The organism is bacterium (assembly GCA_004299235.1).
Taxonomy (GTDB): domain Bacteria; phylum Chloroflexota; class Dormibacteria; order Dormibacterales; family Dormibacteraceae; genus SCQL01.
Genome location: SCQL01000031.1, coordinates 20,825 through 32,390 on the forward strand (window position 1 = coordinate 20,825; position 11,566 = coordinate 32,390).

Here is an 11,566-nt window from a genome sequence, read left to right on the forward strand (position 1 = left end):
CTCAAAACCCCATGAGATTGGGCAAGATCTTCGAGAACCCGCGCTCCCTGGCTACGAGGTCGAGCGGGATGGCGGCCAGCTCATCGACCAGAGGCACGGCGCTCGGGTCGCTCGCCAGGTCGATGCTGAGCAGGTATTGCCGGCATGTCTCGCAGGCTTCGACACGAATATGCGGGAAGAGCACCGTCTCTACCGCGGAGCGGCCGTTGGCGGGACCGGCCGGCAGACCGCGCACGATGCTGCCGCGCTCGCCTGAAGTCGTGCCCTCCTCGCTGAGGATGGGCAGCCGAACGCTCGAGTCCTCGCCGCAGCCGGCGCACGTCATGCGGGCACAACCCCAACTCGAGTGGCAGCGGGCGCAGAGCAGATAGCGGGGCCCGGTCGCGAGATCCTCCCCGGCGACGGCGAAGTAGCTGAGCTGCGGCGAGCCGCCGCAGTGCGGGCAGTGCCGCGGATCACGCGACCCCGCGCATGCCGCGCCGGCCTCCGGTCCCAGCGCCTCGAAAACGGGTGTCAGGGATGCCCGGGCGATGTATCGATCGACGACCGACTGCTCCTCGCCGCGGATCCAGGCGCCGAGAATGTTGACCGGGTGCTCTTGTTCCAGACGTCGCACCAGCGCCCTCCGCAGCCGGTCCGGGCCCGCGGCCAGGCTCACCTCGTGCACGCCCGGCACCACGAGCTCGGCCGCGTAGACCGCCAGGTCGTCTGGCGCCGGTGGTGCCGCACTCGCCTCGACGTAAGCCTGCTCCTGGACCGGGAGCAGAGCCCCGTACAGGTCCAGCAGCTCGCCCGCAAACGGTTGTCGGCGTCTGAGCTCGGCGGTGCGGCGCCGCCGATCGGTCCACGGCTCGGCGGCGGTGGCCAGGAGCGACATCAGATCTTCTCCAGGTTGACCAGGAACGCTTTGAACTCCGGAGTGCGAGCGTTGGCGTCACCGACGAAAGGCGTCAGCGCATTGGCCAGCCAGTACCTCCCGTGGCTGGGGTCGCTGTCGGCGGCGATGCCGACGTAACCCCAGTGAATCGGGATGCCGATCTGGTACACCTTCTGCCCCGCGACCGTCATCGAGCCGAGCCGCCGGGTGACGAGCGCGAGCACCTCGACCTTGCCACGCTTGGAGGAGACGCGGACGTGATCTCCGCTCTTGATGCCCTTTTCCGCCGCCAGCTCCGACGGGATCTCAACGAAAGGTTTCGGCTGCAGCTGCACCAGGTGAGGCACGTGCTGGGTGACGTAGTGCTCGTGCTCGGTCAGCCGGTAGCTGGTGGCGATGTAAGGGAACTCGGCCGGGGTGCCGAAGCGGTTCGGCCTGCCGGCCGCCTGGTCGTAGAGGAATGCCACCGGCGAAGCCGAATTGGCCGCGTGCAGCGGATTCGCGACCGGTGATTCGACCGGCTCGTAGTGCTCCGGCAGCGGCCCGTCGATCATGCCGTTGCTGAACAGGCGGCCGACGCCCTCGCCATTCATGATGAAAGGCAGCCAGGCTTTGGGATCCGTGGGGCTCATCGTCGGCGGATAGTCGGGCACATCCCCGACCCATTTGCTGCCGTTCCAGGTGATGCCCGGGCGCGCCGGGTCCCAGGGCTTGCCCTCCAGGTCGGCCGACGCCCGGTTGTACATGACCCGCCGGTTGAGCGGCCAGCTCCACGCCCAGTTGGGGTAAAAACCCAGGCCCGTCGGGTCGTTGGTCTTCGGTTCCTGGATGCCGCCGCGGCGCTTCATCAGGTTGCCCGAGTCGACATAGCTTCCGGTGTAGATCCAGTCCCCGGTCGTGGTCGTGCCGTCGGCTTTCAGGTTGGCAAACGTGGTCATCTGCTTTCCGGTGGTGAGATCCTTGCCGTTGATCTCCTTGGCGATCTCGTCCAGCTCCGGCTTGAGCGGGTCCTTGTAGTCGAAGGTCAGGGCGGTGATCGGGGCCGCGAACCTGCCCCCCTGGTCTTGGTAGAGCTTTTTGACCCGATGGAAGAGATCGCTGAGGATCCAGTGGTCGTGGCGGGACGAGCCCTGCGGTGGCAGGACCTGGTCCTTCCATTGCGACCAGCGCCCGCTGTTGACGAACGACCCGTCCTTTTCGATCCAGTGGGTGGTCGGGAGCAGGAACACCTCGGTCCTGACCTGGCTCGGGTCGACGCCAGGCGCGTGCCAGAACTCCGAGCTGGTCGTGGGCAGCGCGTCCATCACCACCAGCCACTTGAGGTTGGCCAGCGCCTGCCGCACGAGGTTGGAGTCCGGCCCGATGCTCGCGGCCGTCATCCCGGACAGGATCAGGCCCTCCATCTTGCCCTTGAGAGCCTGGTCGTAGATCGACATCCACGACGAGTTCTGCGCCGGCTTGGGCACGTAGTCGAAGGCAAACTCGCTGGCCTTGGTGGCCGCGTCGCCGTACCACGCTTTGAGCGTGCTGACCATGAACTTGCGGTAGTTGATGCCGAAGAAGTTCCATGAATGCGGGTCGGATCTCTTGGGTGCGCTCTGGGCGACGTAGTCGTCGAGGTTTTTCTGGCCCGGTGCGGGAATCTTCAGGTAGCCGGGCAGGATTTCCCACGAGATGGCGTGGTCGGTGTTGCCCTGGATGTTGGCGTGCCCGCGCTCGGCGTTCATGCCGCCGCCCGGCCGTCCCATGTTGCCCAGCAGCAGCTGCAGCACGGCGCCGGAGCGAATGAGCTGCCCGCCGGTCGTGTGGTGGGTCAGCCCGACCGCGTAGACGATCGTCATCACCTTGTCGGGCTTGCCCATCTGGCCGACCAGGCCGGCCACCTTCTCGAACTGGTCGACCGGGATGCCGGTGATGCTCGACACCATCGCCGGCGTGTAGCGGGAGTAGTGCGCTTTCATCAGCTGGAAGACGGAGCGCGGGTCCTGCAGGGTCAGGTCCCGCTTCGCGTAGCCGCTGCCGTCCGTCTCGTAGCTCCAGCTCGCGATGTTGTAGGCGCGCTTGGCCGGGTCGTAGCCCGAGAAGAGGCCGTCCTTGAAGCCGAACCCGTCTTTGACGATGAATGACGCGTTCGTGTAGTTGCGCACGTACTCGTCGTGGAAGAGGTTGTTCTGCAGAACGTGGTTGATCAGCCCTCCGAAGTACGCCACGTCCGAGCCGGTGCGGATGCGGAGGTACATGTCCGCCACCGCCGAGGTGCGCGTGAAGCGCGGATCGGCGTGGATGATCCGGGCGCCGCGATCGAGCTTGGCCCGCATGAACCACTGGAACCCGACCGGGTGGGCTTCAGCGGGGTTGGCGCCGTTGATCAGGATGAGGTCGGTGTTCTTGATGTCGCGCCAGTGGTTGGTCATCGCTCCCCTTCCGAACGTGGCGGCCAAACTGACCACCGTCGGGCCGTGTCAAACCCTGGCCTGTTGTTCTAGGTGTACCAGTCCCAGGCCGCGCATCAGCTTGGTGGCGAAATAGCCCTCCTCCGAGCTGAACGCGGCTCCCCCGGCGAAGGCGATGCCCTCGCACCGGTTCACGGTGTTGCCGTTGCCGTCGGTGGTGACGAACGTGGCGTCCCGCGACGCCTTGATGTTCTGCGCGAGCCGGTCGAGCATGAAATCCCACGAGACGCTCTTCCAGCCGGTCGCGCCGGCGGCGCGGTACTGAGGCGACTCCACGCGACGAGGTGAAATCGCCAGTTGCATCGCGGTCGCTCCCTTCGGGCAGAGGCGTCCCTCGTTGACCGGGCTGTCGGGATCGCCCTCGATCTGGAGCAGCTGCACGCTGCCGTCGCTCTGCTGCCGGGTGTAGGCGACCAGCGAGCAGCCGACCGCGCAGTAAGGGCAGATGGAGTGCGACTCGCGAGCGCCGGCAATGCGCAGGCTCTGCTTGACCTTGGTCGACTCCGCCAGCGCGACGTCGAAACCGAGACCGGAGGCCACCAGGGCTCCGGCACCGGCGACCCCGACCTTGAGGACGTCCCGACGGGTGACGGTCGGCACGAAGCCAATCCTCCCAATCGCGAACGGGAAGCGAATCTGAACCTAGCTCACCGCCACGGCGCTGTCAAGCTCGCCTCACCGCGGCCCCGACGCGTCCGTGGATTTCAGCCGGTCGAGACCAGGAGGTCGGTTCGGTCGTCAGGTTCGGTGTTGCGCAGGAGGTCGACGATGCGCGGCTCCCACGACACGATGACGCCGGTCGCCCCAGCGGTCTCGTAGGCGGCCAGGGTCTTTCCCCATGCCTCCCGGTCGGGCGGGATCGGGATCTCGACCCACACCTCCCCGCCGCCCGGATCGGCCCTCAGGCCTTCGGGCGGCGAGCCGGGCTGGATGATTCCGTTCGCGATGCTCCGCAGCCCATCGCGAGCCGGTCCGTGTGGTGAGGCGATGAGGATCGGTGGCCCCTCGGGCCGGGCACCGCGCGCCAGGCGGACGGAGGGCAACTGGTAGAACCGTCCATCGAACCGCTCGCCGGAGCCCGAGCACAGCAGCTTCAACACCTGAAGGAACTCCTCCAGCCGGCCGCCGCTCTCCTCCAGGCCAAAACCCAGGACCAGCCGGTTGCCGCTGAGCTGGTCGAAGGCGATCACCGTGGCCGCAAAGAGCGCCGGCGGCCACGCCGCCACCGACGGGAAGGCAATCCCCAACCTGACGCGACGGGTCACCGCGGCCATCGCCGCCGCCAAGACCCAGGGTTGGAGCTGGGGCTCGACGTGGCTGCCGGCGCCAGGCTGCACCGCGGTGTCATGCAGCCAGATCGTGTCGGCCCCTCCAGCCTCGAGGGCGGTGACGTCCGCCAGGTATTCGCCAGGCCGGCCGATGGTGGCGGGTAGCTTGACGCCCACCCTGAGCACGCACCCACTGTAGCTCCGCCGGCGGCCGGCGCCGCGCCTCCGGTCTTAGTCTTTACGCATCAAATCGATGGACCGCAAGCCCGCCGCGGACTGTAATCTGCCGTTGCAGTGGCAGGCGCTGCCGTCAGGCCACGACGGCGAGCCCGGTTCGCCAGCGCGTTGTGGGCCGCGGCGCTCGCGGCCGCCGTGCTGGTGTGCGCCGGCAGCCCCGGGCCGGGGGCCGGGAGCGGCGACTTAGTGGCGCCGCGGCTCGATCCCGTCGACGTGCTGGTCTTCGCCCCCCACCCCGACGACGAGGTCATCGGCGCCGGCGGCGTGATCCAGCAGGCGCTCGCCGCCGGGCGGCGCGTCCGGATCGTCTTCGCCACCAACGGCGATGGCTACCCGCGCGCGGCTTCCGCGCTGTTCAGGAAGGACCTGATGGCCCTCCGCCATGACGATTACGACCGGCTGGGGGCCGCCCGCCAGCGCGAGGCGGTGGCGGCAGACGGCGCGCTCGGCCTAGGCCCGCGGAGCCTGGTCTTTCTGGGCTATCCGGACGGTGTGCTGGCGGACGTCTACGCCGGCGCCGATGGCGCCCCTGTCAAGTCACCGACCACTGGCCGCACATCGACGTATGGACCCGCGCTGACCGACTTCCACACGCTAAGCCACGGACGCCCCGCGCCCTACACCTCCGCGGCGGCCCTGGCCGACGTCGAACAGGTGCTGCGGGAGTCGGAGCCGGCGCTGGTCTACGTCAGCGATGGGGCCGATGAGCACCCGGACCACCGGGCCACGTACGACCTCGTCAGGGACGCCGTCGCCGCGACCGGCTACACCGGGGAGCTGCTCACCTACCTCGTGCACGGGGGGCAGGAGTGGCCCTGGCCTGAAGGCCCCACGCCAGGTTTGCCGTTTGAGGTGCACACAACACGCGGCGACGGCCATCCGGCCGGCGTCGCCTGGCCGCCTTCCCTCCGGGTCCCGATCACGGCCGGCGAGAACGCGGTGAAGCTGCGCGCGATCTCGGCGCACCTGTCGCAGTGGGAGGTCGACGGCCCCTACCTCGAATCGTTCGTGAAGTCGGAAGAGATCTTCTGGAGCGTTCCCGCGACACGTTGAACCGTCGCCAGGGCGCGGGACTTCAGCCCTCGGCGAGCTCCAGCAAAGCAGGGGCTCCGAGCGCCCTCAATGCCGGCACGGCTGCGACGACGTCGCCGACGATGAGGGTCGCGGGCGCCTCGATCCGCCGCTGATCCGCCAGGCGGGCGATCGCCGCCAGCGGGCCGCGGACGCTGCGCTGATCCGCCAGCGTCGCGTTGCCGACCAGCGCCGCGGGCCGCGATCCGCCGACGGCTCGGGCCAGCGTTTCGGCCACCTCGGCGAGGTTGGCGCGAGGCATCAGGACGATGAGCGTGTCGCAGGCGAGCGCGAGGTCGTGCAGCCGCCCGAGCGAGCCGCCTCCCTGCGCGGTCGTGATCGCGACCGAGGAGGCGACGCCGCGCATGGTGACCGGGATGCCCGCGGCGGCGGGCGCCGCCAGGGCGGCGGTGACGCCGGGCACGACGACGACCTCGATGCCCGCATCCACCAGGCCGGTGAGCTCCTCGCCACCTCGACCGAACACGAACGGGTCGCCGCCCTTCAGCCTGACGACGAAGTTGCCGGCCTGCGCGAGTTCGATCAGGCGCGCGGTGATCGCCTCCTGCCGCGGGCTCTTGCTCCCTCCACGCTTGCCCACGTCTTCGAGCTCTGCCTGCGGCCCGCGCAGGGCCAGCGTCTCGGGCGCGATGAGGGCGTCGTGCAGAACGAAGTCCGCGTCGGCGAGCAGCTCCCGGGCCTTGACGGTGATGAGCTCCGGATCGCCAGGCCCGGCGCCGACGAGCGCGACGCGCCCCGGGTGGCCCGCACCAGGCCGAGCCAGGGCCGCGGCGCGATCTCCGGCCTCATCGGTCCGGCCGTCGCGGAGCAGCTCGCGAACGTCCGACCTGATGAGGCGGCGATACGCCCGCGTCTGTTCGGCGATCGGCACGCCGCGCTCCCGCAGCTCGCGCCGGATTCGCCCGACGAGCGCGGTGAACGGCCCCCACTCGCGGCCGAGCCAGCGCTCGAGCCGAGCGCGCAGCGCCGACGCCAGGAACGGGCTCTCACCCGACGTGGAGATGGCGATCAGCAGCGGATCGCGGCGAACGATCGCCGGGGCGATGAAGCGGCACTGCGCCGGACGGTCGACGACGTTGATCAGGATGCCCGAGTCCTCCGCCTCCCGCCAGCTGCTCGCGTTGATCCCGGCGTCTTCGCTGGCGTCGACCACCAGCCGCGCGCCGGCGAGGTCGCCATGCCGGTAATCGCGCCGCACGGCCCGCACCCGGCCGCCGGCCGCGAGGGCCTCGAGCGTCGGGTTCAGCCGCGAAGCAACGACGGTGACGAGGGCGCCGGCCTCCAGCAGCGCCTCCGCCTTCTCCGCCGCGAACCCGCCACCGCCAAGGACGACGCACCGCTGGCGGGCCAGGTCCAGGAATACGGGGTAGTACCTCAAGCAGTCGCCTCTCGCTTGGTCGCTTCGCTCAGCACCCGCGCCACCTCGGGTCGTGTGAACTCCGGCGGTAGAGCCTCGCCCTCCGCCAGGAGCTTGCGCACCGCGGACCCGCTCAACGTTCGGTGCAGGTCCTTGGGATGCGGGCACGTCCGGTTCGAGGCCATGCCGCCGCAGACCGAGCAGTAAAAGGTGTGCTCGAAGCGCAGGATCTCGATCCCCAGCTCACCCGGTCCGTACTCGTCGAAGATCCGGTGCGCGGCATAGGTGTCGTAGTAGCTGCCGACGCCCGCGTGATCGCGCCCGACGATGAAGTGCGTGCAACCGTAGTTGCGCCGGACGATGGCGTGGAACACGGCCTCCTTCGGCCCCGCGTAACGCATCCAGGCGGGGTTGGTCGCAAGCACGGCCCGGTCCGCCGGGTAGTAGCCGTCGAGCAGCTCCTGGTAGCAGCGCATCCGGACCGACGCCGGGATGTCGTCGCTCTTGGTCTCACCCACGAGCGGGTGGAGGAGAAGCCCGTCGACGATCTCGAGCGCCACCTTCTGCAGGTACTCGTGGGCGCGGTGGACCGGGTTGCGCGTCTGGAAGCCGACCATTGTCCTCCACGCCCGCTGCGCTTTGACGGCGCGCACCTGGGCGGGGGTGAGGTCGAACTCCGGGAAGCCTGAGGTCGGTCGCGCGAGCGCGATCACCTCGCCGCTCAGCGCCCACCGGCCGGAGTCCTTGAGCACGCGCACACCGGGATGGGCTTCATCCTCGGTGCCGTACACCCCGAGCGCCTCGCGCGCGTGGTCGGTTGGATACGCATCGGCGAGGTTCAGGATTCCCACCGGTCTGTCACCGATGAACAGAGCCACCCGATCGGCTTTCGGCACCGAGGCGGCGCGCAAGAGGATCGGGATGGTGAACGGCAGGCCGCTCGCCAGCCGTCCGCTCGAAATCACCGCCTCGTAGTCCTCACGGCCCATGAACGAATCCACCGGGGCGAGCGCGCCGGCGGCGAGCATGAAGAGGTCGGAGAGCTCGCGCTGGCCGACCTCGAGCCGGGGCAATAGGCGCGCTTCCGCCCGAAGCGACTGGAGCTCCTCTCCTTCCGGCAGCCGCTCGGGCACCTGTCGCGGCAGGTGGCCGAGACGTTCCAGCGTGTCGATGACCTTGGCCACGGATTCCGCCAGCGTTTCGGTGGAGGTCTCGCAGACGACCTCGGCCTTCAGAGGTTCCTCGTACGGATCGCTGACGCCGGTGAAGTTGGCGATCTCGCCCGCGATCGCCTTGCGGTACAGGCCCTTGGTGTCGCGCTCGACCAGCGTGTCGAGCGGGCAGCGGACGAAGACCTCGACAAAACCAGGAGTCGCCTGGCGAACCTCGTCGCGAACCTCCCGGTAGGGCGAGATCGCGGCGGTGATCGCGACCCCGCCGTGGCGCGCGACCAGGCGGGCGACGTAGCCGATGCGCCGGATGTTGGTGTCTCGGTCTTCTTTGGAGAAGCCGAGGCCCTTGGAGAGATGGGTCCGCACCTCATCGCCGTCGAGCAGCTCCGCCCGCCGGCCCCGGCGCGCAAGCTCCGCCTGCAGCGCGTTCGCGATCGTCGACTTGCCGGCGCCCGACAGTCCCGTGAACCAGACAACGAATCCCTTGCTCAAGCTTCTCCTCCAAGCAGGCCCCAGCGCCGCCGGATGGCAACGTCCAGGCTCCCAAACAGGCTGTCGATGACAACGCCGATGACGAAGATCACGATCATCAAAGCCAGGAGCTGCTCGGCGTCGGCGAACTCCCGGGCGAACTGGATTTCCTGTCCGAGCGACGGCTGATGGCCGACGATCCCGATGATCTCCGCCGCCATCAGGCTCCGCCAGGCGAATGCCCAACCCTGCTTCAGGCCGCCGACGAACGACGGCAGAGCCGCGGGGAGGATCACGTGCCGGTACAGGCCGAGGCCGCGCGCGCCCATGACCCGGCCGACTCGTACCAAAAGCGGCTGCACATGATCCACGCCGCCAAGGAGTCCACCGGCGATGGCCGGAGCGGCGCCGAGGATGACGACGAACAGGATCGCGGTCTCGCTGAGCTGGAAGAGCAGGAACGCGAGCGGCAACCACGCGATGGACGGCATCGACTGCAGGCCGAGGATGGCGGAGCCCACCGCCTTGCGAAGGACGGCGATCCGCGCCACCAGGATGCCGACCGCGCTGCCGGCGGCCGCCGCGATCGCGTAGCCGACGAGCGCGCGCCGCAGCGTGCTCGCCACGCCGAGGTAGAAATCGAGGTGACTCAGGTCCTGATACAGGCGCTGGAACACCGGCCGCGGTCCGGGCAGCAGGTAGTCCGGCTGCCAGCCGGACCAGACGACCAGCTGCCACGCCGCCAGCGCCAGCGCGACGGCGGCCAACTTCGGCCACAGGCCCGACCACAACCGCACCAGGGAAGCCGGCCGCGGCAGCAGTGCCAATTCCACCGCATCCGGCGCCTGGAGCTTGCCCGCGAGATCAGCGGCCATCGACCGTCATCTCCTGCTTCAAGCGTTCGGTGATGCGGCCGGCGATGACGGCGAGGTCGGGCGAGTCCAGGCTCCGCGGCCGGGGCAGGTCGACCTGCACCTCGTGTCCCACGCGACCGGGCCGGCTCGTGAACACCAGCACCCGATCCCCGAGCCGCACCGCCTCGCGGGCGTTGTGGGTGACGAAGAGGATGGTGAGCCCGGTTTCGCTCCAGATCCGCTCGAGCTCCTCGTGCAGGAGGTCGCGGGTGATGGCGTCGAGAGCGGCGAAGGGCTCGTCCATTAGGAGGACGTCGGCGTCCTGCGCCAGAGCGCGCGCCAGCGCCACCCGCTGCTTCATGCCTCCGGACAGCTCGTGAGGGCGCCGGCTCTCGAAACCGCCGAGATGCACGCGACTCAGCAGCTCCCGCGCCACCTCACGGCGCCGGGATCTCCCGACGCCGCGCAGCTCGAGCGCCAGCTCGACGTTGCCCGCCGCGGTCAGCCACGGGAGCAGCGCCGCCTCTTGGAACATGAGCGCGACTCGCCCATGAACGTGGGCGTGGCCGGCGGTGGGGCGGTCGAGGCCGGCGAGGACGTTGAGCAGCGTGCTCTTGCCCGAGCCCGACGCCCCCACGACGCAGACCAGCTCCCCGCGCTTGACCTCCAGGGTCGCGCCCTGCAGCGCGACCAGGAGCCGGTCGTCCTGCGGAAACGCCATGGTCAGGCGGTCGACGCTGACCGCGTGCTTGTCGGAGAGCTGGAGGACGTTGCTGCTCACAGGCCGCTGACCGCCGGTTGGCTGTGCTCGGCGAGCACCTGGTTGAGGAGCGTCAGGTCGTAAATGCCGTTGAGGTCGACGCTGCCGAGCAAGCCGACGCCGTGGGCGCGGTTGGCGTCGGCCTTGAGCGTGGCGCCAAGCGGGTCGAGGGTGAAGGTCATATGCGACCAGGCGGCGGCCACCACCCCCGCCCCCAGTTTCTGGGACGTGATCTCGGCGACGGCGTCGTTGGTCGCCTGCTGCGCGCCGGCGGTGTTCGAGTTCAGGTAGCCGATCGCCTGGTAGAGACCCTCGAGCAGGGCCTTGGTTCTCTTCGGATGCGCCCGCAGGAAGTCGGTTCTCACGATGAGGTTCGTGGTCACGAACTGGCCCCGCGGCCACAAGTCACGCTCATCCACGAGGGCCTTGCCGCCGCCCTCGACGACCAGCCGGCTCGCCCACGGCTCGGGGACCCAGGCGCCGTCGATCTGGCCCTGCTTGAACGCGACCAGGGTCTGCGAGTTGTCCTGCGGCACGATGCTCACGTCGCCGCCGCCGGTGGTGTCGGCATGGAAACCGTGGTCCTTCAGGAACCAGCGCAGGGCGATGTCCTGGGTGCCGCCCAGCTGAGGATCGGCGATCTTCTTGCCCTTTAGGTCGGCGATCGACGTGATGCTGGGCTTGACCACGAGGAGGGTGCCTCCGGACGTGGCACCGGCGATGACGCGGATGGCCTCGCCGTGCGACCGCGCGTACGCGATCGTGGTCGGATTCGGACCGGCGAAGCTGACGTCGATCGAATTCGAGAGGATGGCCGTGACCGCTTCGCCGCCGGCGTTGAAGGTGTGGGTCTCGAGCTTGACGCCGGTGCCGAGGGCGCCGGCGAAGAATCCTTGCCTCACGCCCACCAGGGCGGGCGCGTGAGTGAGGTTGGGAAAGTAGCCGAGCCGGACCACGAGCGGCGCGTCGTCGGTTGGGGCCGCGGAGCTGACGGCCTGGCCGCAGGCGAGCGGCATCAGGGCCGT

The 11,566-nt window shown here is 69.3% G+C and carries 10 protein-coding genes; 1 reads left to right on the forward strand and 9 read right to left on the reverse strand.

Annotation, left to right across the window (positions count from 1 at the left end; translation table 11 throughout):
• Nucleotide 1: 1 nt before the first annotated feature.
• From fdhE to EPN29_10535, 4 genes are all read right to left on the reverse strand, one after another.
• Complete coding sequence (gene fdhE, locus EPN29_10520) at nt 2-877, reverse strand: formate dehydrogenase accessory protein FdhE (GenBank protein TAN31653.1); 876 nt, start codon at nt 875-877, stop codon at nt 2-4.
• Complete coding sequence (fdnG, locus tag EPN29_10525) at nt 877-3,291, reverse strand: formate dehydrogenase-N subunit alpha (protein TAN31654.1); 2,415 nt, start codon at nt 3,289-3,291, stop codon at nt 877-879. The genes fdhE and fdnG overlap by 1 nt, the downstream gene beginning before the upstream one ends.
• A 48-nt stretch (nt 3,292-3,339) precedes the next feature.
• Entirely contained in the window at nt 3,340-3,966 is a 627-nt protein-coding gene (locus tag EPN29_10530; GenBank protein ID TAN31655.1) for a molybdopterin oxidoreductase, read from the reverse strand.
• Nucleotides 3,967-4,034: 68 nt separating this feature from the next.
• Nucleotides 4,035-4,784 (reverse strand): LLM class flavin-dependent oxidoreductase, encoded by a 750-nt coding sequence (locus EPN29_10535; GenBank protein ID TAN31656.1) that lies wholly within the window; start codon nt 4,782-4,784, stop codon nt 4,035-4,037.
• A 108-nt stretch (nt 4,785-4,892) separates the two neighbouring features.
• Here EPN29_10535 and EPN29_10540 point away from each other — a divergent pair, with 108 nt between their 5' ends.
• The gene (locus EPN29_10540) at nt 4,893-5,888 is read left to right on the forward strand and encodes a PIG-L family deacetylase (GenBank protein ID TAN31657.1); all 996 of its coding nucleotides are present in this window, start codon (nt 4,893-4,895) and stop codon (nt 5,886-5,888) included.
• 22 nt (nt 5,889-5,910) lie between these two features.
• Here EPN29_10540 and cobA read toward each other — a convergent pair whose 3' ends face one another.
• The 5 genes from cobA to EPN29_10565 are packed head-to-tail and all read right to left on the reverse strand — an operon-like array spanning nt 5,911 to nt 11,557.
• Nucleotides 5,911-7,305, reverse strand: a complete 1,395-nt coding sequence (gene cobA / locus EPN29_10545; protein ID TAN31658.1) for a uroporphyrinogen-III C-methyltransferase — start codon at nt 7,303-7,305, stop codon at nt 5,911-5,913.
• Complete coding sequence (gene sat / locus EPN29_10550; protein TAN31659.1) at nt 7,302-8,948, reverse strand: sulfate adenylyltransferase; 1,647 nt, start codon at nt 8,946-8,948, stop codon at nt 7,302-7,304. The genes cobA and sat overlap by 4 nt, the downstream gene beginning before the upstream one ends.
• On the reverse strand, nt 8,945-9,802 hold the full coding sequence (locus EPN29_10555) for an ABC transporter permease subunit (protein TAN31660.1): 858 nt from the start codon (nt 9,800-9,802) through the stop codon (nt 8,945-8,947). Before EPN29_10555 ends, sat begins: the two co-directional genes overlap by 4 nt.
• Nucleotides 9,792-10,502, reverse strand: coding sequence for an ABC transporter ATP-binding protein (locus EPN29_10560; protein TAN31984.1), 711 nt, complete (start codon nt 10,500-10,502; stop codon nt 9,792-9,794). The genes EPN29_10555 and EPN29_10560 overlap by 11 nt, the downstream gene beginning before the upstream one ends.
• 56 nt (nt 10,503-10,558) lie before the next feature.
• Nucleotides 10,559-11,557: an ABC transporter substrate-binding protein gene (locus tag EPN29_10565; protein TAN31985.1), complete on the reverse strand. Its 999-nt coding sequence runs from the start codon at nt 11,555-11,557 to the stop codon at nt 10,559-10,561.
• Nucleotides 11,558-11,566 lie beyond the last annotated feature (9 nt).

What these genes read in the sequence shown, in the direction of transcription:
- fdhE (TAN31653.1), bottom strand. Translation starts at nt 877, where the DNA reads ATGTCGCTCCTGGCCACCGCCGCCGAGCCGTGGACCGATCGGCGGCGC.
- fdnG (TAN31654.1), bottom strand. Translation starts at nt 3,291, where the DNA reads ATGACCAACCACTGGCGCGACATCAAGAACACCGACCTCATCCTGATC.
- EPN29_10555 (TAN31660.1), bottom strand. Translation starts at nt 9,802, where the DNA reads ATGGCCGCTGATCTCGCGGGCAAGCTCCAGGCGCCGGATGCGGTGGAA.
- EPN29_10560 (TAN31984.1), bottom strand. Translation starts at nt 10,502, where the DNA reads ATGGCGTTTCCGCAGGACGACCGGCTCCTGGTCGCGCTGCAGGGCGCG.
- EPN29_10565 (TAN31985.1), bottom strand. Translation starts at nt 11,557, where the DNA reads ATGCCGCTCGCCTGCGGCCAGGCCGTCAGCTCCGCGGCCCCAACCGAC.